The 24,388-nt window shown below is 72.9% G+C and carries 12 protein-coding genes; 2 read left to right on the top strand and 10 right to left on the bottom strand.

The annotated features are described in order from the left end of the window. Positions 1–1,775 (bottom strand): type I polyketide synthase (locus ABWI07_RS36345; protein WP_353821332.1); only part of this gene is annotated, 1,775 nt, incomplete at its 3' end. Further along, positions 1,768–13,593, bottom strand: a complete 11,826-nt coding sequence (locus ABWI07_RS36350; RefSeq protein WP_353821333.1) for an SDR family NAD(P)-dependent oxidoreductase — start codon at positions 13,591–13,593, stop codon at positions 1,768–1,770. The genes ABWI07_RS36345 and ABWI07_RS36350, both read right to left, overlap by 8 nt. A 219-nt stretch (positions 13,594–13,812) precedes the next feature. Between ABWI07_RS36350 and ABWI07_RS36355 the strand changes: the two genes are divergently transcribed. Further along, positions 13,813–14,352 carry a nuclear transport factor 2 family protein gene (locus tag ABWI07_RS36355; RefSeq protein WP_353821334.1) on the top strand — a complete coding sequence of 180 codons (540 nt, stop codon included), beginning with the start codon at positions 13,813–13,815 and terminating at the stop codon, positions 14,350–14,352. On the opposite strand, the gene ABWI07_RS36360 is transcribed toward ABWI07_RS36355, so the two are convergent. Beyond that, complete coding sequence (locus ABWI07_RS36360; protein WP_353821335.1) at positions 14,349–15,752, bottom strand: FAD-dependent oxidoreductase; 1,404 nt, start codon at positions 15,750–15,752, stop codon at positions 14,349–14,351. The two genes, ABWI07_RS36355 and ABWI07_RS36360, sit on opposite strands and share 4 nt — an antisense overlap. A gap of 168 nt (positions 15,753–15,920) precedes the next feature. Between ABWI07_RS36360 and ABWI07_RS36365 the strand changes: the two genes are divergently transcribed. Further along, positions 15,921–16,331: a nuclear transport factor 2 family protein gene (locus tag ABWI07_RS36365; RefSeq protein WP_149256776.1), complete on the top strand. Its 411-nt coding sequence runs from the start codon at positions 15,921–15,923 to the stop codon at positions 16,329–16,331. Here ABWI07_RS36365 and ABWI07_RS36370 read toward each other — a convergent pair. From ABWI07_RS36370 to ccrA, 7 genes are all read right to left on the bottom strand, one after another. Then, positions 16,306–17,502: a cytochrome P450 gene (locus tag ABWI07_RS36370; RefSeq protein ID WP_353821336.1), complete on the bottom strand. Its 1,197-nt coding sequence runs from the start codon at positions 17,500–17,502 to the stop codon at positions 16,306–16,308. The two genes, ABWI07_RS36365 and ABWI07_RS36370, sit on opposite strands and share 26 nt — an antisense overlap. 72 nt (positions 17,503–17,574) lie before the next feature. Next, a complete protein-coding gene (locus tag ABWI07_RS36375) occupies positions 17,575–18,732 on the bottom strand; it encodes an AAA family ATPase (protein ID WP_353821361.1) in 1,158 nt (385 codons plus the stop codon). Positions 18,733–18,841: 109 nt separating this feature from the next. Then, the gene (locus ABWI07_RS36380) at positions 18,842–20,437 is read right to left on the bottom strand and encodes an ABC transporter permease (protein ID WP_149256773.1); all 1,596 of its coding nucleotides are present in this window, start codon (positions 20,435–20,437) and stop codon (positions 18,842–18,844) included. Continuing rightward, positions 20,437–21,369 (bottom strand): ABC transporter ATP-binding protein, encoded by a 933-nt coding sequence (locus ABWI07_RS36385; protein WP_149256772.1) that lies wholly within the window; start codon positions 21,367–21,369, stop codon positions 20,437–20,439. The genes ABWI07_RS36380 and ABWI07_RS36385 overlap by 1 nt, the downstream gene beginning before the upstream one ends. 5 nt (positions 21,370–21,374) lie before the next feature. Next, positions 21,375–22,049 carry a TetR/AcrR family transcriptional regulator gene (locus tag ABWI07_RS36390; RefSeq protein ID WP_235036474.1) on the bottom strand — a complete coding sequence of 225 codons (675 nt, stop codon included), beginning with the start codon at positions 22,047–22,049 and terminating at the stop codon, positions 21,375–21,377. 110 nt (positions 22,050–22,159) lie between these two features. Next, the gene (locus ABWI07_RS36395) at positions 22,160–22,936 is read right to left on the bottom strand and encodes a thioesterase II family protein (protein ID WP_353821337.1); all 777 of its coding nucleotides are present in this window, start codon (positions 22,934–22,936) and stop codon (positions 22,160–22,162) included. Between the two features lie 39 nt (positions 22,937–22,975). Further along, positions 22,976–24,304 carry a crotonyl-CoA carboxylase/reductase gene (gene ccrA / locus ABWI07_RS36400; protein WP_149256770.1) on the bottom strand — a complete coding sequence of 443 codons (1,329 nt, stop codon included), beginning with the start codon at positions 24,302–24,304 and terminating at the stop codon, positions 22,976–22,978. Positions 24,305–24,388 lie beyond the last annotated feature (84 nt).

Consider the following 24,388-nt stretch of genomic DNA (forward strand, 5'->3'; position numbering starts at 1 on the left):
TCCAGCCCGTCCAGTAGTTCGCTGGTGCTGGTGCCGATGATGACCGCGCGGTGGTCGAACAGGGTCCGGCCCGACCGCAGCGCGCGCGCGGTCCGAACCGCGAAACCAGTACCGGGATCGGTGCCGGTGCCGGTGCCGGTGCTGGTGTCGGTGCCGGTGCTGGTGTCGGTGCCGGTGTCGGTGCCGGTGGCGGGGTGGTTGGTGCGGGTCCAGGCGGCCAGCCGGCGGGCCTGGTCGCGCACCGCGCCCTGGCCGCGACCCGACACCACCCACACCACCGGACCATCCCAGCCGGCAGAATCGGCGCGCGGATCAGCCGCGGGCTCGGCGTGCGGCTCGGGTTGGGGGGCTTGTTCCAGGATGAGGTGGGCGTTGGTGCCGCTGATCCCGAACGAGGACACCCCGGCCCGGCGCGGCCGGTCCACCCGCGGCCACTCGGTGGCCTCGGTCAGCAGCCGCACCGCACCGGCCGACCAGTCCACCGCCCGCGACGGCTCATCCACATGCAACGTCCGCGGTAGTTCGGGATGCTGGAACGCGGTCAGCATCTTGATCACACCGGCTACTCCAGCCGCGGCGGCGGTGTGGCCGATGTTCGACTTCACCGAACCCAGCCAGAGCGGACGGTCCTCTGGACGGTCCTGGCCGTAGGTCGCCAGCAACGCCTGGGCTTCGATCGGGTCGCCCAGCGAGGTGCCGGTCCCATGGGCCTCCACCACGTCCACGTCCGCACCCGACAACCGCGCATTGGCCAGCGCACGCCGGATCACCCGCTGCTGCGAAGGACCGTTCGGCGCCGCCAGTCCGCTGCTGGCGCCGTCCTGGTTCATCGCCGAACCGCGGATCACCCCCCACACCCGCCGCCCATGACGCACCGCGTCCGACAACCGCTCCAACACCAGCACCCCGGCGCCCTCGCCCCAGATGGTGCCGTCGGCGGCCTCGGCGAACGCCTTGCATCGGCCGTCGGGTGCGAGGCCGTTCTGGCGGCTGAACTCCACGAACAGCCAGGGCGTCGTGAGCACGGTGACTCCGCCGGCGAGGGTGAGCGTGCTCTCTCCCGTGCGGAGTTCCTGGCAGGCGAGGTGGATCGCCACCAGCGACGACGAGCACGCCGTGTCCAGCGTCACCGCCGGGCCCTCCAAACCCAGCGTGTAAGACACCCGCCCCGACACCACGCTGCCCACGTTGCCGGTGAGGGAGTAGCCCTCGACCTCCTCGGGGATCTGCTGGACACCGCCGAGGTAGCCGGGGTTGCCCGCGCCGACGAAGACGCCGGTCCTGGAGCCGCGCAATGTGTGCGGGTCGAGCCCGGTGCGTTCCAGCGCCTCCCAGGCGACCTCCAGGAAGAGCCGCTGCTGCGGGTCCATGGCCAGGGCCTCGCGCGGCGAGATGCCGAAGAACTCCGCGTCGAAGTCCGCGGCATCGTGCACGAATCCGCCGTGGTCGACGTAGCTGGTCCCGGGGCGCCGCCCGTCGGGGTCGTGGAGGGCGGCGACGTCCCAGCCGCGGTCGACGGGGAAGCCGGTGATCGCGTCACGGCCGGACTCGACGAGGTCCCACAGCTCCTCGGGCGAGGTGACACCGCCGGGATAGCGGCAGGCCGCCCCCACGACGGCGATCGGCTCGCCCGCACGGCCCTCGGCGGCACCGAGACGGCGGCGCGTCTGCCGCAGTTCGGCCGTGACCCGCCTGAGGTACTCGCGAAGCCTGTCGTCCCCGCCGTCCATGTCGCCTCCTTCGCCGACGCGCCGGTCGGCGTCGCGGTCAGTCATGTCCGAGCTCCCGGTCGATCAGGGCGAACATCTCGTCATCGGTCTCGGCGTCGAACGCGCCGGGCGCCACGGCGTCGGCGTCGTCCGGGCCGGTGTCCTCCAGCTCCCATGCCAAAGCGCGCAGACGTTCGGCGACGTCGCGGCCGAGCCCGGAGTCGAGGGACGGGTCGCGAAGAAGACCTTCGAGTGCCTCAAGATGGCGCAGCACCGATGGCGGCCCGGTCGGGACGGACCCGTTGGGCGCCAGCCTGGCTTCGAGGTAGGCGGCGACGGCGGCCGGGCTGGGCTGGTCGAACAGCAGCGTGGCGGGCAGTTCGAGCCCGCTGAGCCGGGTCAGGGTGTTGCGGAGCTCGACGGCGGTGAGGGAGTCGAAGCCGAGGTCGAGGAAACCGCGCTCGGCGTCGATCGCCGCCGGGGTGGCGTGCCCGAGCACGGCGGCGGCCTGTACTCGGACCAGCTCCAAGAGCCGGTCGGCCCGCTGGTCCTCAGGGAGCGCGGCGAGGGTGTCGCCCAGCGGGATCTCGGTGGGGGCCGGACCGGCGGTGCGGCGGGACGGGCCCCGGACCAGCCCGCTCAGCCGGGGCTGGAGCGTGCCGTCCGCGGCGGCGGAGCGAAGGGCGGCGGGGTCCAGTGCGGCCGCGATCCGCACGGGGTCAGGTCCGGTCATGGCGTGATCGAGGAGGGCAAGGGCATGTTCGGTCGGCAGGGGTCGCAGCCCGGTACGGGAGAGGCGCGCGCGGGTGGCGGTGTCCAGGTCGGCGGTCATGCCGCTGGCCTCCTCCCAGATGCCCCAGGCGATGGACACGGCGGGACGGCCTCCGGCCCGCCGTGCATGCGCCCATCCGTCAGCGAAGGCATTGGCGGCCGCATAGCCGGCTTGGCCCGCGGAGCCGAGGACGCCCGCGACGGAGGAGAACACCACGAAGGCCGACAGGTCCAGCTGCCGGGTCGCCTCGTCAAGTACGAGCGTCCCGTCGACCTTGGGGCGGAGGACACGCTCGACTTGGTCCTGGGTCAGGGTGTCGGCCAAGCCGTCGTCGACGACACCTGCGGCGTGCACGACGGCGGTGATGGGATGCCCGGCGGGGACGGCGTCGAGAAGTCGGTCCACCGCGGCACGGTCGGCGACGTCGCAGGCCACGAGGACCACTTCGGCTCCGAGGGCGGTCAGTTCGGCGGCGAGGGCGGTGGTTCCCGGGTCGGCGGCGCCGCGGCGTCCCGCCAGCACCAGATGCCGGACGCCGTGCCGGGTGACCAGGTGCCGGGCGACGAGGCCGCCGAGCGTACCGGTCGCTCCGGTGACGAGGACGGTGCCGGCGGGGTCGCGGTCCGGGGGGACGGTCAGGACGATCTTCCCCAGGTGCCGGGCGCGGCTCATGAAGCGGAACGCCTCGGGAGCGCGGCGCACGTCGAACGCGCGAACCGGGGGCGGCGCCAGCTCGCCGCGGGCGAGGGCCCCGGTGACCTCGGCGAGCAGCGCTCCGAGCCGGTCCGGTCCGAGGTCTGCGAGGTCGAAGGGCATGTAGGCGAAACCGGGGTCGCGGGCGGCGACGTCCTGCGCGGCCCGCAGGTCGGTCTTGCCCATCTCGATGAACCGCCCTCCCGGCGCCAGCAGCCGAAGGGAGGCGTCCACGAACTCTCGGGCGAGCGAGTTCAGCACGACGTCGACGCCGCGCCCACCGGTCGCGGCACGGAAGCGGTCCTCGAAGCCGAGGTCGCGAGAGGACGCGATGTGCGCGTCGTCCAGCCCCATGCCTCGCAGGACGTGATGCTTGCCCGGCGAGGCGGTGGCGTAGACCTCGGCGCCCAGCCCGAGCGCCACCTGCACCGCGGCCATCCCGACGCCGCCCGCGGCGGCGTGTACCAGTACTGTCTCGCCCGGCTGGAGCCGGGCGAGCTCTACCAGGCCGTGCCGTGCCGTCACGAACGCGGCGGGCACGGCGGCGGCCTCGGTGAACGACCAGCCGGGGGGTAGCGGGACGACCGTGCGGTGGTCGGTCACGGCGACCGGTCCGAACGCATGGTCGATCAACCCCATGACCCGGTCGCCGACGGCGACGCCGGACACCCCGGGGCCGGTCTCGGTGACGATCCCGGCCGCTTCGGTGCCCATGGAACCCGTGCCGGGATACATGCCGAGGGCGATGAGGACGTCGCGGAAGTTGAGTCCGGCCGCGCGGACGGCGACCCGGATCTGCCCCGCCTCAAGAGGGGCGGTCGCTTCGGGGGCGGCCACGGCGGCGAGGTCGGTGAGCGTGCCGCCGTCGCTGACGTCGAGCCGCCAAGGGCCCGCGGGCGGTGTGAGCGCGTTTTCCACGGGGACGAGGCGGCCGGCGAAGGCGGCGCCGTCTCGCACGGCGATCTCTGGTTCGCCCGCCCGCACCGCCGTGGCGGCCGCACCTCCCAGGGCGGCACGGGACTCGTCGGTTCCGTCGGTGTCCAGAAGGAGGAGGCGGCCTGGCCGTTCGGCCTGCACGGCGCGCACCAGACCGCAGCGGGCGGCTTCCGCGGGGTCGCCGGGAACCGGCTCGTCCCCGGTGGTCACGCCGCCGGTGGTGACGACGACGAGTCGGGAGCCGCCCGGTATCCGTTCATCGCCGGTCCAGGACCGGACTGCGTCGAGGGTGGCGTGCACGCGCACCCGCACCGTCATGGCCGGCTCGCCTCCCTCCTCGGTCACCGGCGCGAGGAAGACCAGGTCCGGGACCGGGCCGGGGGCGTCCAGCAGCGAGGGCACGTCGGGATGCGCGGGCACTTCGCCCGGCAGTCCGAGGTCGGCGGGCGCGGCGCCGATCACAGCGCAGCCGGAGCGGGCGGCGGCCGGCGAGGTGGCCGAGCCGAGGGGTGTCCAGGCGAGGGTGTGGGCGGCCGGCGCGGTTCCGGCCCGCATCCGGCTCAGGGCGTCGGCGGAGATCGGCCGCACGGCCACGGAGGAGATGGTGACGACGGGCGCGCCGCCGGGATCGTGGGCGCGAACGGCGAACGTGTCGGGGCCTGTCCGCTCCACTCGGACGCGCAGCGCCGTCGCCCCGGAGGCGTGCAGGGTGAGGTCGTCCAGCGCGAACGGAAGGCGAAGCGGGGAGTCCGGCCCGTCCAGCAACAGCCCTGCCTGGAGCACCGCGTCGAGCAGAGCGGGGTGGGCGCCGAACCTGGCGGCACGGTCGTGTTCCTCGGACGGAAGCAGCACGTCGGTGAAGACGGTGTCATCGAGCCGCCAAGCCTCGCGGAGTCCCCGGAACGCCGGGCCGTATCCGATGCCGCGAGCCGCCAGGTCCTCGTGGAGGCCGCGGACGTCCACCGGCCGGGCACCGGGCGGCGGCCACGGGAGCGACGCGGCGGCCACCGGGGGCGAGCCGGCAGGCGCGGTGCCGGAGGCGAGCACCGCGCCTGCGTGCCGAACCCAGGGGGTGTCCGCCGCCGCGCCGTCGGGGCGGGCGTGCACACTCACCCGGCGCCTCCCCGACTCCTCGGATGGCGCGACCCGGACCTGGAGGGCGAAGCCGGTGTCGTCGGGGAACACCAGCGGGGACTCCAGGACCAGCTCGGCGATCCGGTCGAGGCCGGCCTCATCACCGGCCCGCACGACCAGCTCGGCGATGGCCGAGGCGGGGAGGACCGCGGTCCCGCCGATCCGGTGGTCCGCGAGCCAGGGGTGGACGGACGGGGAGAGCCGTCCGGTGAGCAGGAGCTCCTCGCCACCGGCGAGGTCCACCGCCGCCGGGACGAGCGGGTGCCCGGCGTCGGTCAGGCCGAGACCGGACGCGCCGGTCGCGGCGCGGCCGCTCTCCAGCCAGTACCGGCGGCGCTGGAACGGATAGGTGGGCAGATCGAGAAGCGCTCCGGTCCCGGCTCCGAGGACCGCGTCCCAGCGGACGTCCGCGCCGCCCTCGAAGACCCGCGCACGGGCGGCGCGCAGGGTGGTGGCCTCGTCCTTGTCCCGGCGCAGCGTCGCCGCGGTGATCGGGGCGGCGTCGCCGCACGCCTCACTGGCGGCGGCCGCGAGGCCGCCACCTGGGCCCGACTCGACGAAGAACCGGCCGCCGGCATCGGCGGCGGAGCGCAGGGCGTCCAGGAAACGGATCGGCTCGCGGACGTGCTCGGTCCAGTACGCGGGCGAAGTCAGCTCGCCTTCGCCGGCGGGACGTCCAGTGCGGTCGGAGATGATCGGGATCTGCGGCGGGTGCCATGCGAGCCCCTCCGCGACGCGGCGGAACTCGTCCAGCATGGGATCCATGCGCGGCGAGTGGAAGGCGTGGCTGACTCGCAGGCGGCGGGCCTTGCGGCCGAGACCGGACCAGTGCGCGACCAGGCGGTCCACCGCGTCCTCGTCGCCGGACACGACCGTCGCGGCGGGACCGTTGACGGCGGCGATCACGACTCCGTCCCGCAGAAGGGGGACGATCTCCTCTTCGGCCGCCTCGAAGGCGGCCATGGCTCCCCCGGACGGGAGCGCCTGCATCAGGCGCCCGCGTGCGGCGACCAGCTCGGCGGCGTCGTCGGCGGTCAGGACGCTCGCGGCGTGCGCCGCGGCCAGCGCACCGATGGAATGACCGGCCAGCAGGTCGGGACGCAGGCCCCATGCGACGAGGGTCCGGAACAGCGCGACCTCGACGGCGAACAGCGCGGGCTGGGTCCAGCGGGTCTCGTGCAGGATGTCCTCGCCTGTCTCACCGAACACCACGTCCCGCAGACTTCCGCCGAGGAGGCGGTCGAACCGTGCGCACAGGTCGTCGAACGCGGCGGCGAACTCCGGTATCGCCTCGTACAGGCCGCGGCCCATGCCGGGATACTGCGCGCCCTGACCGGAGAAGAGGAACACGGTCTTGCCGGAGCGGGCAGGGCCGGTGCCGCGCGCGCCTTCGGTGGCCAGCGTCGTGAGGAGCGCCGCGGCGTCGTCGCCGTCGTGGGCGTCCAGCACGGCGCGGTACGGGTGCAGGGCGCGCGAGGTGATCAACGTCCTGCCCAGGTCGCGCAGGTCGAGGGAGGGGTTCGCCTCGACGAACCGGGCCAGCCGCCCGGCCTGGTCCGCCAGCGCGTCCGGGTCTCGGGCCGACAGGACGAGCGGGACGAGCGCCAGGTCCGCCGCGGGTGCGGGCGGGCCTTGCGGACCCTGCTCCCCGGGCGGCGGCTCCTCCAGGATGAGGTGGGCGTTGGTGCCGCTCGCGCCGAAGGACGACACGCCCGCGCGACGCGGCCGCCCGCCGGACGGCCACGGCACCGGCTCGGTGAGCAGCCGCACGTCCGCGGCGGACCAGTCCACGTGCGGGGTCGGTGCGTCGACGTGCAGGGTGCGGGGCAGCACCGCGTGCCGCATGGCCTGGACCATCTTGATGATCCCGGCCATTCCCGCGGCGGCCTGGGTGTGCCCGAGGTTGGACTTCACCGAGCCCAGCCACAGGGGCCGTTCGTCCGGCCGGCCTGCGCCGTACGCCTCCTGGACGGCCTGCGCCTCGATCGGGTCGCCGAGGGTGGTGCCGGTGCCGTGCGCCTCGACCGCGTCGACGTCGGCGGGGGCGAGTCCGGCCGCGTCGAGCGCCTGCGCGATGACGCGGCGCTGGGCGGCGCCGTTGGGAGCGGTAAGGCCGTTGCTGGCACCGTCCTGGTTGACCGCAGACCCGCGGACGACGGCCAGGACGCGATGGTCGCGGTGCCGTGCGTCCGACAGCCGCTCCAACACCAGAACGCCCGCGCCCTCGGACCATCCCGTCCCGTCGGCGGCGGCCGCGAACGGCTTGCAGCGGCCGTCGGGGGCGAGGCCGCGCTGCCGGCTGAACTCGGTGAACAGCACCGGGGCCGGCATGACGGTGACGCCGCCGGCGAGCGCGATGCCGCACTCCCCCGCCCGCAGCGCCTGTGCGGCGAGATGCAGCGCCACCACCGAGGACGAGCAGGCGGTGTCCACCGTCATCGCGGGGCCCTCCAGCCCCAGCGCGTAGGCGATCCGCCCGGACACCACGCTGGTCGAGGTGCCGCTGAGCAGGTAGCCCTCGGCCTGGTCCGGAGGCGCGCCGCCCGCGTAGTCTTGGTGGATGGCCCCGGCGAACACCCCGGTGGCGGTGCCGCGCAGCGAGTCCGGGTCGATCCCGGCGCGTTCCAGCGCCTCCCACGTCACCTCAAGGAGCACTCGCTGCTGCGGGTCCATCACCGCGGCCTCGCGCGGGGAGATCCCGAAGAACCCGGCGTCGAAGCAGGCCGCGTCGTCCAGGAAGCCGCCCACGCGTACGTAGGTGGCCCCGGGCGCGTCCGGGTCGGGGTCGTACAGCGCGGCGAGATCCCACCCACGATCTGCCGGGAACTCCGACAGGACCTCCCCGCCGGTGGCCACCAGGTCCCACAATGCCTCGGGCGAAGACACCCCGCCCGGGAAACGGCACGCCATCCCGACGATGGCGATCGGCTCCGCCGACGCGGGCACGGGCCGAGCCGCGACGTGCGGCCTCGCGAGGGCGGCGGGCTCGCCGCCCGCACCGGCGAGGGCGGCGAGGGTCCGGGCGACGGCGGCGGGCGTGGGGTGGTCGAAGACGAGCGTGATCGGCAGCCGGAGCCCGGTCGCGCCGGCGAGCCGGTTGCGCAGTTCCACCCCTGTCATCGAGTCGAACCCGACCTCTTTGAAGGCGCGGCCGGGGTCTAGGTCGTCGGGCGAATCGTGACCGAGGACGCTCGCGGTATGGCTCATGACCACGGTGAGGAGTTCGCGCTCCCTTTCTTCCCGGGGCAACGCCGACAGCCGCTCGACCGCTTCGTCCGTCTGCTCGCCGCTCACGTCCCGGCCCTCAAGCCGGCGGCGGGACGGACTAGCCGGGACGAGTGGACGCAAGGGTGCGGGCACCAGCCCGAGGGCGGCACGGTCGCGGAGCCCCGGCAGGTCGAGGCGGACCGGCAAGAGGGCCGGGTGCCCACTCGCCAGTGCGGCGTCAAGAAGACCGAGGGCTTCGCCCCGGTCGAGCGCGACCGTTCCGGCTCCGGTCGGTCCCGTGGGTGCGGCGCCGGAAAGGTGCTCGGTCATTCCGCTGTGCAGCGCCCACGGCCCCCAGGCCAGAGAGGTCGCGGGCAGGCCGGCCGCGCGGCGGAGGTGCGCCAGGGCGTCGAGGGCGGCGTTCGCGGCGGCGTAGTTCCCCTGGCCTGGATTGCCGAGGACCCCGGCGGCCGAGGAGAAGAGCACGAAACGGGTGACCGGCAGATCCGCGGTGAGTTCGTGCAGGTGGAGCGCGGCGTCGAGCTTGGGTCGCAGGACACGGTCCACGCGGTCCGCGTCGAGGGACCCGATCGTCCCGTCGTCCAGCGTGCCGGCGGTGTGGACGACGCCGGTGAGGGGACGGTCGGCAGGAAGCTCCGCCACGAGGCGCGCCACCGCGTCCCGATCGGCGACGTCGCATGCGGCGACCGTGGCCTCCGCGCCGAGCCCGGCCAGCGAGGCCACGAGTTCCCCGGCGCCCGCGGCGTCCGGACCACGGCGGCTCACCAGCAGCAGCGACCGGACGCCGTGCGCTGCGGCGAGATGGCGCGCGACGGCGGAGCCGAGCGCACCCGTGCCTCCGGTCACGAGGACCGTGCCGTCGGGATCCCAGCCCGGGTCGGCGGGCGCCGCGGGCCGGGCAACACGGGCCAACCGGGGGATCAGGACCGTCTCCCCGCGCACTGCCGCCTGCAAGTCCTCTTCGCGGGCGGCGGCCGCGCAGGCCGAGCGTGTGGCGGAACCCGGTTCGGCGGCGGGGTCCAGGTCGATCAGTGCGATGCGGCCCGGGTTCTCCGATTGCGCCGAGCGGGTCAGACCCCACACCGCGGCAGCGGCGAGATCCGGAGTCTCCCCTTCGATGCCGGCGGCGTTCCGGGTGACGAGGGCCAGTCGCGTTCCCGCGAGGACGTCACCGGTCGCGATCCACTCCTTCAGCACGGCCAGCGCGGCGCCCAGTTCCGCACGCGCAGTGGCCGTGAAGCCGCCGCCGGACGGCGCGTCCGGGGAGAACAGCAGCAGGTCGGGTCCGGGCGCGCCCTCGCGGACGGTGTGGACGAGAGCGGCCAGGTCCACGTGGTTCTCGACCGGGTGCTCGACGGTGCCCAACCGTCCGGCGAGATCGTGGACGTCGTCACCGAGTACGGCGTACCGGATGGACGAAGCCTCCCAGACGGGCTTTGCGGGCAGTGCCGTCCAATCGAGGCGGTAAAGGGAGTTGCCGGCGCCGTGCGCGAGCGCGCCCTCGGGTGCGGGGCGCACGGTTAGGGAGCCGATCCGGCCGACTCTCTCGCCGCCGGGGGTGAAGAGGTCCACCGAGACTGCCCCGTCACGCTCCGGGCTGATGCGTACGAGCAGCTCCGTGGCACCTTCGATCTCCAGGGAGACGTCCGACCACGCGAACGGCAGCCGTGGCCCGGGCCGCTCCCGGGAAGGATCCGGCAACTCCGCCACTGCGTGCAGCGCCGCGTCCAGGAGGGCCGGGTGGATGGCGAAGGGGCCGGTCTCCTCGCGATGTTCTTCGGGCAGGGCCACATCGGCGACGACATCCTCGCCGTCCCGCCAGACGGCCCGCACGCCGCGGAAGGCGGGTCCGTATCCGTGACCTCGGTCGTTCAGGCGGGCGTAGAGGTCGTCGGCGGGTGCGGCGTCTGCGGGGCGAACGGGCAGGAGAACCGGTTCCGGATGGTCTCCGAAAATGGTGGGGACGAGCGTCCCGGTCGCATGCCGGGTCCAGGCCGCCTCCGTCTGTGACCGGGCGGGCCTGGCGTGCACGGTGAGCCCCCGCCGCCCAGCGGCGTCGGCTGCTCCGACCGCGACCTGGATCTCGGTCTCGTCGTGGCCCGGGAGGACGAGCGGTTGTTCCAGGACCAGTTCCTCGACCCCGGCGCATCCCATCTTGTCGCCCGCCTGGATGGCCAATTCCACCAGGGCCGCGCCCGGAACGACGACCATGCCGTTGACCGTGTGATCGGCCAGCCAGCCAGGGGACGACGCCGAAAGGCGTCCGGTGATGACGGCGGTGCCGGCGTCGGCGAGCCGCAGCAGCGCGTCGAGCAGGGGATGCTCGACGCGTTCGACTCCGGCCGAGGCGGTTCCCGAGAGGGGGCGTCCGGCCGCCTCCAGCCAGTAACGCCGGCGCTGGAATGCGTAGGTCGGCAGATCGGGGCGGGGTCCCGGGCCGATCAGCGCCGTCCAGTCCACCGTGATGCCGCCGCTGTGCGCCTCGGCGGCCGAGCGCAGCAGGCGGTCCGCGGATCCCTGGTCGCGGCGCAGCGATCCGACCGCGACGACCTCCGCGTCTCGTTCCGCGGCGATCTCGGCGATGTTGGGGACCAGGATGGGGTGCGGGCTGCACTCGATGAAGGCCCGATGGCCCTCGGCGAGCAGGCCGCCGATCGCCCCGGCGAAATCCACCGGACGGCGCGCGTTGTCGAACCAGTACTCCGCGCCCAGCGCCGAGGTGTCCACCGGGGCGCCGGTCACCGTCGAGCAGAAGGTCACGTCGGTGGCCACCGGACTCACGGGCTCCAGGAGATCCAGGAGTTCCCCGCGTAGTGGATCGACCTGCGCGCTGTGCGAAGCGACCGTCCCCGCCACGACACGCGCACGGATCCCCCGCTCCCCGCACAGCACCACCAGCTCATCCAGCAGGTCCTCCGGACCCGCCACCATCGTGGCGCCCGGCCCGTTGGCACCCGCCAGCGACAGCGCCCCGCCCCACCGCCCGATCAGCTCCTCGGCTACGGCGCGTCCCGCGGCCAGCGCGGCAACGGCTCCGTGTCCCACGAGCGCGCGAGCGAACAATCGCGACCGCAGCACCACGACCCGTACGGCGTGATCCAAGGACAGCGCGCCGGCGACGTACGCCGCAGCGACCTCACCCTGCGAATGACCCACGACAGCACCGGGCACCACTCCCCAGCTTCCCCAGATCCGGGCGATTCCGACCATCACGGCGAACAACAGCGGCTGGAGAACCTCGATACGCGCCAGATCCGCCTCATCAGCCCGCTCCAGCACCTCCCGCAACGACCAATCCACATACCGCGACAGAACGAGCTCGCACTCCTCCACCCACCCCCCGAACACCTCCGACGAATCCAGCAGCTCACGCCCCATCCCCACCCACTGCGACCCCTGCCCCGGAAACACCAGAACCGGACGGCCCACCTCCACAGCCGTGCCGGTCACGATGGCGGGAGCGGACTCGCCTGAGGCGAACGCACCCAGCGCGTCGCGCAGGCGGAGGAGCTCACTGCCAAGGACTACGGCTCGGTGGGTAAGAGCGGCCCGTGAGGTGGCCAGGGTTCGCGCCACGTCGGCAGGTCGGGTGTCCGGGTGAGCGTCGAGCCAATCGCGGAGCCGTTCGGCCTGTGCGCGCAGCGCGGTCGCATTCGCCCCTGAGAGCGTCCAGGGGATCGTGCTGAGCACCGCGCCGGCGGCATTCGGGGCCCCGGTCTCGGCCTCGGCGGCCTCCACGGGGGCCTGCTCCAAGATCAGGTGCGCGTTGGTTCCGCTGATCCCGAACGACGACACCCCCGCACGGCGCGGGCGCCCCGTGTCCGGCCAGTCTTTCGAGGCGGTCAGCAGTCGGACCGTGCGCGCGGACCAGTCGATCTCGTCGCTGGGCTCGTCCGCGTGCAGGGTTGGAGGCAGGACGCCCTCGTCCAGCGCGTGAACCATCTTGATGACGCCGGCGATGCCGGCGGCGGCCTGCGTGTGCCCGATATTGGACTTCACCGACCCCAGCCACAGCGGCAGCTCGACATGACGGTCACGTCCGTAGATCGCCATCAGAGCCTGGGCCTCGATGGGGTCGCCGAGCCGCGTGCCCGTCCCGTGTGCCTCGACCGCGTCCACCTCGTGGGGGCCCAGACCGGCGTTCGCGAGGGCCTGCCGGATGACGCGCTGCTGCGACGGCCCGTTGGGGGCGGTCAGCCCGTTGCTCGCCCCGTCCTGGTTGACCGCCGATCCCCGCACCAACGCGAGCACCCGGTGGCCATTGCGCCGGGCGTCCTCAAGACGCTCCAGCACCACCATCCCGACGCCCTCGGACCACCCCGCACCGTCCGCCCCGGCACCGAACGCCTTGCAGCGGCCGCTGGGCGAGAGAGCGCCCTGCCGGCTGAACTCCACGAACTCGCTGGGGTTGGGCATGATCGTGACACCGCCCGCGAGCGCCAGCGAGCACTCGCCCGACCGCAGCGCACGCCCCGCCAGGTGCATCGCCACCAACGACGACGAACACGCCGTGTCCACCGTCAGCGCAGGCCCCTCCAGACCGAACGTGAACGCCACCCGGCCCGAGATGACGCTGCCGATGTTGCCGACGAGGGCATAGCCGTGCGCGTCATCGGCCGCCTGCTGCATCCCCACGAGGTAGCCGAAATTGCCGGCGCCGACGAACACGCCTGCCGAGCTGCCGCGCAGCGACAGGGGATCGATCCCCGCCCGCTCCAGGGCTTCCCACGACGTCTCCAACACCAGCCGCTGCTGCGGATCCATCGCCAGCGCCTCACGCGGCGAGATCCCGAACAACCCCGCGTCGAACTCCCCCGCGTCGTACAGGAAACCGCCCTCGCGGGCGACGCTGCGCCCGGGGCGGGTCGCGTCGGAGCCCAGCAGGTCCCCGAGATCCCAGCCGCGGTCGGTCGGGAACTCGGAGATCGCGTCCCGTCCGGAGACGACCGTCTCCCAGAGGCCCTCAGGGTCGCGGACACCGCCGGGAAAGCGGCAGGCCATGCCGACGATGGCGATCGGGTGGCGGTCGCGCCGTTCGGCCTCGGCCAGCCTGCGCCGGGTCTCGTGCAGGTCCGCGGCGACACGCTTGAGGGTCTCCAGCAGCTTGCCATCGTCCGCCATCGGTGCCCGACTCCACTAATTCGGGGTCTGTGATTCGCGACTTTTACACAGCGGTTCCGGCCCTTCAAGAACACGGTGGGCAAACCTTCATGCACACGCCGCGATAATGTCCAGGCAGTTCCCTTGACCCTATTTTTCAGCCCCTCAGCACAGGGGGACGACATCCTCTTTTAGGGGTCAACGAGAACCGCTAGGGGAGGCCAGAATGGGTGGTGCGACATGGCCGGCCGCAAGCACCTTGAGGAGATGTCCATGCTCGATGACCGTGCTTGCAAGGATCTAGTGGTCGAGCACTGCAGGAGGGTCAACGCGCGCGACGTCACCGGCCTCCTGCGCCTCTACTCACCCGGCGTGCGTTTCGAAGACCCCGTCGGGTCGGGTATTCGGCGCGGGCACGCGGAACTCCGGCAGCACGCCATGGGCGCCATTCATTGCGGCGTCCATGAATACGCGCACGATCCGGTCGGCGCACTGAACGGAAAGCAAGCCGCGGTGCCGGTGACCGCGCACCTGGACTTCCGCACGACGGCGCCCCTTCTATCCTCCCAGGGCTTCATGGATTGGGACGGGAAACCCGCCGGCCCAGGCAAACGGCTCCAGATCCACTACGTGATGGTGATCGAGGTGGACGGGAGCGGCCTCATCGCCGTGATGCGCGCCTATTGGGGCCGCACCGACGTGACCGTCGTCGACGAACGAGATGTCCTGACCATGCCCGCCCGGCCCACCACCCGGTCCACCGCCGGGGGGCCTGACTAGCGGGCCGTCCGAACCGTGCCGCGAACGGCCAGCTCCGCGGGTGTGAGCTGCGGGCGGCTGAGCGGCGGACGGGTCGGCCCGCGCCGCAGCGCGGCGATCACGTCGGGATGCTCCAGGCTGTTCAACGGGGCCGACAGGCTGGTCACGCCCGCGACCGCCGCGCCCACGCGAGGATCCCGGATCGCGGTCTCGGTGACGAGGTCGGCGAAGGCCCGCTGTCTCCTCAGCACCGCGATCCAGCGGGCGTCGGCGACGTCCACCCGGCAGCCCGGGTAGAAGATGTCCTGGGAGACCGCCAGCGACCACGGGCCGTCCACCACGGCCCCGATCGACTTCTGCGCACGACGCGCCGCGCCGCCGCCGACGCCGTCACGCGAGATCTCCTCGCCGAGCGCGGCCGCGCTGAGAGCCGCCGCCCCCATGCCGTGCCCGTACACCGGGTTGAAGGCCACCAGCGCGTCCCCGAGAACGGCCAGTCCGTCGGGCCAACGGTTCAGTCCCTCGTAGCGGAGCCGGCGATTGGACGTGCTGCGCGTGCCGCGCACCTCCGTGAGCGGATCGGCCCCGGCGAGAAACTCCGACACCAGGGGGTGCCGCGCGGCGCGCACGAACTCGGCGAACCCTTCCTCGCCGGCCGGCGGCTCGCCGCCCCGGGTGCCCGACACCGTCACGATCCACTGCCCGTCCTCGATGGGCAGCAGCACCACGTTGTGCCCCGGCCGTCCCGTGCGGTGGTCGGCGTAGTGCGACACCACCGGGAAGGGCTCCGCCGGCGCGCGGAATATCCTCGTGGCGTAGGCGATGCCGGAGTCCACGACCTCTTCGGGCACCTCCGGGAGCCCGAGCCCGGCCAGCCAGCGCCGCAGCGGGGAACCTCGCCCGGTCGCGTCCACGACCAGGTCCGCCTCCAGGTCGGTGACGGTCCCCTCCGCCGTCCCGCGCAGGCGGACGCCGCGCACCCGCTCGGCGTCGCCCAGGAGCGCGGTCGCCTCCGTCCCGCCGAGCACCGTGACGGAGCCCCCGGCTCCGACCTGGTCCCGGACGGTCCAGTCCAGCAGCGGACGCGAACAGGCGATCATGAAGTGCTCGGTGGGGAACCGATGCTGCCACCCGTGCGACGTGAGCGACACCATGTCCTGATACATGCTGATCTTGCGCGCACCGGCCCGGTACAGCCGCTCCATCGTGCCCGGGAGCAGCTTGTCGATCACCCTGGCTCCCCCGGACCACAGCAGATGCGCGTGGCGCGCCTGCGGCAGCCCGCGCCGATGGTCCGGCCCGCCGGGGAGGACGTCGCGCTCCACGACGGTCACGGCGTCCAGGTGACGTGCCAGGGCCGCGGCCGCCAGCATCCCCGCCACACTGCCGCCCAGCACGACGGCATGGGTCCGTCTGGTCATCTCGGGCGTCTCCTCAACCTTGTTTCCCTCACGCTCGCAGCGCGATACGGGACCGGCAAGAAAACCGACCCCCTATTTCCGGCCGCCATCGCCCCTGATTCATCCGCGCTGAATTGAATGCGGGCGAGCCGCCCATAGAATCCCCTTAGCCGAGCGGCGGAGGATTTCATGGCCGGCGAAATGGCCCGCAAGAGGATCGCTCTGGAGTACTGCGCCCGGATGAACGCGGGAGACCTCGAAGGGGTCCTCGCGCTGTTCCGCGACGATGCCGTCTTCGAGGATCCGGTCGGCTCCCCCAGAGCCCTGCGCGAGCACCTCGCCCGGGCCATCGCCGGACGGGTGAGCGAGGAGCCGGGTACGCCGGTGGCCGCCATGGACGGCCGGCACGTGCTGCTGCCGGCGACCGTCACCGTGTCGGACCCGTCCGTGCCTCGCGGCAAGCGGGTCCGGTACACCCTGATCGGCCTGCTCGGCGTCGGCGACGACGGTCTCATTGAGGACGTCCGGGTGTTCTGGAGCGCCTCCGATGTGACGCTGGTGGACGAGGAGCCGGCTACCGGCCGGACCGGGACACCGTGACGGGCAGCCGCTTCATCCCGAAGAAGTTCTGGGGGTAGAACTCGAGGTCCGCTCCCGGGGTGATGCGCAGGTCCGGGAAGCGGTCGAACAACAGGTTCAGCCCGAGTTCGCCCTCCAGCCGGGCGAGCTGGGACCCCAGGCAGTAGTGGATGCCCTTCCCGAAGGCCAGGTGGCCGTTGGGGTGCCGGCCGAGGTCGAAGACGTCCGGGCGGTCGAACTGGCGCGGGTCCCGGTTCGCCGCGACGATCCACACCTTCACCACCGAACCCGCCGGGATGCGGGTGTCCGCAAGCTCGACGTCGGTCCGGGTGTAGCGCAGCACCATCAGCACCGGGGGCCGGTACCGCAGCAGCTCCTCGATCGCGCCCGGCAGGAGCGAGCGGTCCGCCCTCAGCCGGGCGGCCAGCCCCGGATCCTCCTCGAAGCACCAGATCGCGTTGCTGAGCATCATCGTCGTGGTGACATGCCCTGCCTCCAGCAGGACGCGGCTGAAGTTCACGACCTCCTGGTCGTCGAGCCGGTCGCCGCCGACCTGCGTGGCCACCAGCCGGCTGAGCAGGTCCTCGCGCGGGGCCGCCCGCCTGCGCCGCACGTGCTCCAGCAGGTAGGCGTTCATCTCCATCGTGCCCATCGCGATCTCCCGCCGCGCGTCCTCGTTCGCGAGCGGGTCGAGCACGACGGCGCCCAGCATCCGGTCCGCCCAGGCCTTGAACTGGGCGAGGTCCAGGCTCGGGATGCCGAGCAGCTCGGCGATGACGATCACGGGCAGCGGCTGGGTGAACTGAGAGACGAGCTCGATCTCGTCCGCGCCGCCCGCCGCGTCCAGCAGGCCGGCGGCAACCTTCCGGATCTCGGGCTCCAGCGCCGAGACCGCCTTGGGGACGAAGACCCGGCTGACGATGGTGCGCAGCTTGCGGTGCTCGGGCGGATCCAGCCAGAGCATGTTCCCCCGGAAGCGGCCGGCGGCGGGGAAGGCGTGCGAGGGATCGCTGGAGAAGGACGACGGTTCCGACAGCACGCGCTGCGCCTCCGCGGCGCGAACGACGTTCCATACGCCCTGCGCGTCCCGTCCGACCGGGCACTCGTCCTGCATCCGGTGCGCCCACGCGATCAGGTCAGAGCCGCCGTCCGCGGCGGACGGTGCCGTCTCGCAGATCGTCTGCTGGGCCATGGGCGCCTCCCGGGGAACGTCTGGAGCGACGGTAGTTCCGCGCTCCCGGGCGGGATAACCCCTACCGGACCCCTATTCGGCACCGGCGCTCCGCGCTTTTCCGATTCCATTCGCGTCACGCCCCCGGGCCAGATATTCCAGCGTCACCCATTGGCTGGCGGCCACGACGTGACGGGCCACGTCATCTGCTTTCGCGCCTTTCCGGTAGAGGAGGCGGGCCGAGCGCATGTGCAGATCGCTGCGCCGCGCGGGTTCCATGCCGGCCAGGACGGCCAAGCGAGCGGCCTCGTGCCGGAACCGCACCGAGTCAAGCAGTCCGGCCGTGCCGAGGGCGTTCAGCGGCCCGCCCAGGTCCGGTTCCGCCCAGCCGAGCAGGTCGGCCACCGTGCGCGGGACGGCCATGTCGCCGAGCACGGCCACGGCCTCGGCCAGCCGCCGGGTGTCCTCGTCCCCGCGCCGCAGGCAGTCCAGTACCGCGCGCTCGAAACCGGGCCCGACCACCAGCCGGCCGGCGTTCCCCGTGGCGGCGTCCCGCTGGTCCTCCAGCAGGCCGCGCAGCAGCAGCGGGCTGCCGCCGGTGATGGCCAGGGCGCCCGCGGCGAGGCGCTCGGCGCGGGCGGCGCCGAGCCGGGAGGCGAACATGCGGGCCGCGCCCTCGCGCGACAGCGGGCGCATCCGCAGCAGCGGTGTGCCGGGCAGCCGGGACAGCTCCTCGCGCAGCACCCCGCGTCCGGGGTGGGCCACCCCGGCGTCGGTGAAGATCATCATGACGCGCGCGCCGCGCAGGCCGCGGACCACGCCGAGCAGGTCCCTCAGCGAGGAGAGGGTGACCCGGTGCGTGTCGTCCACGCCCACCACGACCGGATCGCGCTCGGCTAAGGCGAGCAGCAGGGCGTGCAGCCGCCGCGCAGTCTCGTCGGAGGGCAGGCCGCCTCCGCGCGGCCCCGCGGGAGTCGGCGCGCCGGGTCTCGGCCTCCCGGTCTCCTCGGCGAACAGCTCCATGCCTTGTAGCAGGCCCTCGGTGAGGTCGGCGGGATCGCCGGGTTCGCCGAGAGGGGTCCCGGCCTCGAAGTACAACGCTCCCGCCGCGACGGCGCGCTCGGTGAAGGCGTGCAGCAGCTCGGTCTTGCCGGACGCCACCGCGCCGCTCACCAGCGCCGCTCCCCCCGCGCCGTGCCGGCAGTCGGCCAGCAGGGCGTCCAGCCGCTGCAGTTCTTGGTCGCGCTCCACTGTGTGCAAGCCACGTCTCCTTCGTCGAGGAGGCGACGGGCCGCCCGCCGGACTCGATCCCCGGCGGGCGGCACCGGTGCCGCGCAGTGTGGCCGTGCCGCCCAGCCGGTCAGGCGACCGACTTGACGTCGCGGGTGCGGAACCGCAGCAGGCCCGCGACGGTGAGAACGGCCGCGATGGCGGCCAGCCAGACCAGCGGCTGCACCGCGACCTCTCCTCCCGGCAGCTTGGGAATGTGGGTGAACGGGGAGACGTCCAGCGCCTTCTGGCTGAGCTGCATCGCCGATCCGATCTGCCCGAGCAGGACGAACACCGCGAGCGCGCCCCAGCTCGCCAGCGTGAACTGCGGCAGGATACCGAACAGCGCGATGGTGAGTCCCGCGAGCACCCACACGGCGGGGAGCTGGACGAGGGCCCCGCCGAGCACGCGGGGCACCTCGTGCCCGGGGTCGCCGGTGTTGATGCCATGCGTCAGCCCCGCGGCGAGGCCCGCGACCGTCAGCACGACGGCCGGGCCGAGCAGCGAGAACAGCAGGTGCCCTCCCGCCCACTGGAGCCTCCCGACGGAGGTGGCGAGCACGGGGTCGGCTCTCAGCCCGTCCTCCTCGGCACGCATCCGCAGCGCCGCCTGAATCGCGTAGGCCGCCGCGATGAGCCCGAACAGGCCCATCATCGAGCTGAGGAAGGCGTCACTGAAGCCCGAGGCACCGCCCATCCGGGTGAAGACGTCGTGCAGGCTCTCGTTGTCGCGCATCATGTCGGCGACGCCCTTGGCCACTCCGCCCAGCACCACGCCGATCACGGCGAAGCCCGCCGTCCAGCCCAGCAACGGCGCCCGGTGCAGCCGCCAGGCGAGGGCCAGGGGGCTGCGCAGCCGTCCCGCCGCCTCGGCCGGACCGAGACGCGGCGGCAGCACACCGGCGCCGACGTCGCGGCGTGCCGACAGGGCAACGCTCGCGGCGACGAGGCCGGCGATGGCGACGACGACGATCCCGAGCACCCACCAGCGCTCGTCCGCGTACGGCCGGATGCGGTGGACCCATCCGATCGGCGACAGCCACGAAAGCCAGGTCGCTCCCCCGCTGTCACCGGCGATCCGCAGCAGAAGGGAGGCGCCGAGCACGCCGATGGCGATGGCTCGCGCGCCGCCGGCGCTCGTGGTGAGCTGGGCGGCCAGCGCGCCGACCGCCGCGAAGATGCAGCCGGCGGCGGCGAACTCCAGCCCGAGCGCGACACCGCCCGCGGCCGGCAGATCCTGCTTGTTGAGTCCCGCCATCATGATGAGCGCGAGGACGAGGTTGGCGCCGATCGTCACGATGAGCGCGGCGGCCAGGCCGGCGTGGCGGCTCACGGCCGCCGAGCCCAGCAGCTCCCGGCGCCCGGCCTCCTCGTCGGTGCGGGTGTGCCGGATGACCGTGAGCAGGCTGAGCAGCCCGACGACGAGCGGGATCAGCCCGAGCCGCTGGGTCACGATGCCGCCGACGCCCTCGTCGTAGAGCGGCCCGAACAGCGCGATGAAGGCCGGGTTGTTTCCGCTGACCTGGGCGTACTCATGGCGGTCGGCGACGGTCGGGTACAGGTCGGCGGTACTGGAGGCGAACGCGGACGGCACCACGCCCAGGTAGATGACCCAGATCGGCATCAGGAACCGGTCGCGGCGCAGGATGAGCCGGACGAGCCCGCGCGTCCCCGTCAGCGCGCCCATCAGGCGACCCGGCCGTTCCGGGCGCCCTGCCCCCCGGCACCGGCCGGTTCCTTCTGGTAGTGGCGCAGGAACAGCTCCTCCAGCGTCGGAGGCCGGCTGATGAGGGACCGGACACCGGCCTTGGAGAGCACCTGCAGCACCTCGTCGAGCCGGTCGGAGTCGACCTCGCAGGTCAGCCGCCCACCGGGCTGCTCCTCCAGGTGGTGCACCCCCGGCTGGGAGCCGAGGCCCTCGTGCGGCCCGGCCAGCTCGGCCTGGATGGAGATCCGGGTGAAGTGCCGCAGATCGGCGAGGGTGCCCGTCTCCACGGTCCGGCCGTCGCGGATGATGCTGACGCGGTCGCACAGCGCCTCGACCTCGGCGAGGATGTGGCTGGCCAGCAGGACGGTGCGGCCGCTGCTGCGCTCCTCGTCGATGCACTCGCGGAAGGCCGCCTCCATCAGCGGGTCCAGTCCCGAGGTGGGCTCGTCGAGGATGAGCAGCTCGACGTCGGACGCGAGCGCGGCCACCAGCGCCACCTTCTGCCGGTTGCCCTTGGAGTAGGAGCGCGCCTTCTTGCGGGGGTCCAGGTCGAACCGGTCGAGCAGTTCGGCCCTGCGGTTCTTGTTGAGCCCCCCGCGCAGCCGGCCGAGCAGGTCGATGACCTCGCCGCCCGAGAGCCCCGGCCAGAGCGTGACGTCGCCGGGGACGTAGGCCAGCCTCCGGTGCAGCGCGGTGGCCTCTTCCCACGGGTCGCCGCCGAGGAGCCGGACCTCGCCGGCGTCGGCCCGCAGCAGGCCGAGCAGGATGCGGATGGTGGTGGTCTTGCCGGCCCCGTTCGGTCCGAGGAACCCGTGGACCTCGCCGGTGCGGACCTGCAGCCGCAGCTCGTCCAGAGCCCGGGTGCGGCCGTACGCCTTGACGAGACCCTCGATGTGGATCGCGTCGCTCATTGCCGTTACTCCTCTGCGGTGGGGGGACCTGCTAGGAAACGTTCGAGTCCGGCGCGGGCCTCGGCGGCCGTCTCCGGGCTGACGAGCGCGTGCGAGTGGATGTCGAGCAACGCCAGGACCAGGCGGGGGTAGGTCTCGGGGCTGAAGGTCTCGGTGCCCAGCGTGCGCGACAGGTGGGTGTGCAGGACGATGACGCCGAGCTGCATGGCGGTCAGCACGGCCGAAAGGCCCTCGCGGTCATGGTCCGGGGGAGCGATGACGCCGGGCATGCCCGCCCAGAGCGCGTCCTTGGTGTAGTCGACCAGCTCGTCGAAGAGCTGCGCTGAGGACGGGGAGTCGTCGACCAGCGCACGGGCCAGGTAGCGCAGCACCGGCATGCTGGTCCGGAAGGCGATGGACAGGAAGTTGGGGTCCGCGAACTGGCCTTTGGCGTGGGCCTCGTCCTTGGTCCTCCGGAAGAAGTCGAAGGCGTACTCGTCGCACGCCTCCCGCAACGCCTCCTTGCTCTTGTAGTGGTACTGGACGAGTCCGGACGACACGCCCGCGGCCTCGGCGATGTCCCTGATCGTCGCCTCTTTGGCGCCGCGCTCGGCGAACTGCAGCAGCGCGGCGTCCCTGATCCGCGCCCGCGCGGTCAGGTCGGCATCGGCAGGACGTTCCGCGGGCGGGACTGAACTCATATACAGCTTCCTTAACACATGATCAGTTGTCCATATCAACGTACTAGATCCCTATACACTCGTCCAGCATTCTGGCCAGGTGCTCAGGGGCGAACCGCCGCCGGGCCGGCTCAGCGGTCGGCCGCGAAGCCCGCCAGATCGGCGGCGATGGCGGCGGCGACCTCGGCGCGGCGCTCGCTCAGGTAGAAGTGGCCGCCGGGCAGGGTGCGCATCCGGAAGCCGCCGCCGGTGTGGGCGCGCCATGCTTCGGCCTCCGCGGTGGAGACGCGGGGGTCGCGGTCACCCGTCAGCACGCTCACCGGGCAGGCCAGCGGCGGGCCGGGACGGTGCCGGTAGGTCTCGATCGCCCGGTAGTCGGCGCGCAGCGCGGGAAGGATCATGCGCCGCAGTTCCTCGTCCTCCAGCAGGGCGGCACTGGTCCCGCTCAGCCCGGCCACCTCGGCGAGCAGCGCGTCGTCGGAGCGGCGGTGCACGTCTTCGTGGCGGTGCGTGGACGGCGCCCGGCGCCCGGAGACGATGAGCACGGCCGGATCCGTCCCCTCCCCTTCGAGCCTCCGTGCCACCTCATAGGCGAGCACGGCGCCCATGCTGTGCCCGAACAGCGCCAGCGGCCGTCCCGGTTCCCGCGGCAGCACCTCGTGGACGAGCCCGGCGAGGGACTCCAGGTCCGTGCACGGGGCCTCGGCCCGCCGGTCCTGGCGTCCCGGGTACTGGACGGCGACGACCTCGCAGGCGCCGGCGAGCTCGCGGGCGAACGGGTGGTAGAAGCTCGCCGAGCCGCCGGCGTGTGGGAAGCAGACGAGACGGGGGCGCGCGGGCACAGCGGGTGCGGGGGACGCGGGGAACCGCCGGAACCAGCGGTCCGCCACCTCTGCGGACGTGCTCATGGCTGCCACCACCTTCGGCGGACGGAGGGCTCCGCGCGGTCAGCGGAAGAGGTCGATCTTGGCGGCATGCCTCTCCCGCATTTCCGGGTCGGTCACGCCGAGCCCCTCCCGCGGGGCGAGGCAGAGAATGCCGATCTTTCCCTGGTGGGTGTTGCGCTGCACGTCGCGCACGGCCTGGGCGGCATCGGCGAGCGGGTAGCTGCGTGACAGGGTCGGGTGCACCCGCCCCCGACGGACCAGCTCGTTGGCCCGCCACGCCTCCTGGTAGTTGGCGAAGTGCGACCCGATGATCCGCTTGAGGTTCATCCAGAGATAGCGGTTGTCGAAGTAGTGGTCGTAGCCGCTCGTGGAGGCGCAGGTCACGATCGTCCCGCCCCGGCGGGCGACGTACACGCTCGCTGCGAAGGTCTCCCGCCCCGGATGCTCGAACACCACGTCGGGGTCCAGACCGCCGGTCAGCTCCCGGATGGCGCCGCCGAAACGCCGCCACTCCTTGCGGTTGGGGACCCCGCGATCCTGCCAGAACTGGAATCCCTCGGCCGACCGATCCAGCACCAGCTCGGCGCCCATCGACAGGCAGATGTCGCGCTTCTCCGGCGAGGAGACCACGCAGACGGGATCCGCGCCGCCCCGCAGGGCGAGCTGGGTGGCGTAGGAGCCGAGTCCGCCGCAGGCCCCCCAGACCAGCACGACGTCGCCCTGCTTCATATCCGCGCCGTTGCGCGAGACCAGTTGCCGGTAGGCGGTGGAGTGCACCAGCCCCGGGGCCGCTGCCTCCTCCCACGTCAGGTGCTCCGCCTTGGGCATGAGCTGGTTGGCCCGGACCAGGGCCAGTTCGGCGAGTCCGCCGAAGTTGGTCTCGAAGCCCCAGATCCGCTGCTCGGGGTCGAGCATCGCGTCGTCGTGCCCCTCGGGCTCCTCCAGCTCGACCGACAGGCAGTGCGCCACGACCCGGTCCCCCGGACGCCAGCGGGTGACACCGGGGCCGACCCGCAGAACGACCCCCGACAGGTCCGAGCCGAGCACGTGGTAAGGCAGGTCGTGACGGGCGGCGAGCGGGGAGCGGCGGCCGTATCGCTGCAGGAACTCGAACGTCGGAATGGGCTCGAAGAGGGCGGACCACACGGTGTTGTAGTTGACCGAGCTCGCCATGACGGCGATCAACGCCTCGCCGATCCCCAGTTCCGGGACGTCGACGTCGTGCACGTGCAATGAATCGCGCGGGTCCCGGTCTTCGACCGGGATCCCCTCGAAGACTCCGACCTCGCTCTTGTGCACGGTCAGCGCGCGATAGGAGTCGGGCACCGCGATGCCCTCCCATTCCAGGGCTGGAGCACGCTGTTCGATCGCTTGCAGAATCTCCCGCATTTTCCGTCCCTGAGAATGGTGCACGGTCGTTACGGTCGAAGGTCGCATCGGGCCTGAAACAGGGCAAGGCGCCACTGGGTTTAT

The organism is Actinomadura sp. NPDC000600, from assembly GCF_040492135.1.
In the GTDB taxonomy this organism is placed as follows: Bacteria; Actinomycetota; Actinomycetes; order Streptosporangiales; family Streptosporangiaceae; genus Spirillospora.

Excerpts from the sequence above, each read along its gene's own strand:
- ABWI07_RS36350 (WP_353821333.1), bottom strand. The coding sequence starts at position 13,593 with ATGGCGGACGATGGCAAGCTGCTGGAGACCCTCAAGCGTGTCGCCGCG.
- ABWI07_RS36355 (WP_353821334.1), top strand. The coding sequence starts at position 13,813 with ATGGCCGGCCGCAAGCACCTTGAGGAGATGTCCATGCTCGATGACCGT.
- ABWI07_RS36360 (WP_353821335.1), bottom strand. The coding sequence starts at position 15,752 with ATGACCAGACGGACCCATGCCGTCGTGCTGGGCGGCAGTGTGGCGGGG.
- ABWI07_RS36365 (WP_149256776.1), top strand. The coding sequence starts at position 15,921 with ATGGCCGGCGAAATGGCCCGCAAGAGGATCGCTCTGGAGTACTGCGCC.
- ABWI07_RS36370 (WP_353821336.1), bottom strand. The coding sequence starts at position 17,502 with ATGGCCCAGCAGACGATCTGCGAGACGGCACCGTCCGCCGCGGACGGC.
- ABWI07_RS36380 (WP_149256773.1), bottom strand. The coding sequence starts at position 20,437 with ATGGGCGCGCTGACGGGGACGCGCGGGCTCGTCCGGCTCATCCTGCGC.
- ABWI07_RS36385 (WP_149256772.1), bottom strand. The coding sequence starts at position 21,369 with ATGAGCGACGCGATCCACATCGAGGGTCTCGTCAAGGCGTACGGCCGC.
- ABWI07_RS36390 (WP_235036474.1), bottom strand. The coding sequence starts at position 22,049 with ATGAGTTCAGTCCCGCCCGCGGAACGTCCTGCCGATGCCGACCTGACC.
- ABWI07_RS36395 (WP_353821337.1), bottom strand. The coding sequence starts at position 22,936 with ATGAGCACGTCCGCAGAGGTGGCGGACCGCTGGTTCCGGCGGTTCCCC.
- ccrA (WP_149256770.1), bottom strand. The coding sequence starts at position 24,304 with ATGCGGGAGATTCTGCAAGCGATCGAACAGCGTGCTCCAGCCCTGGAA.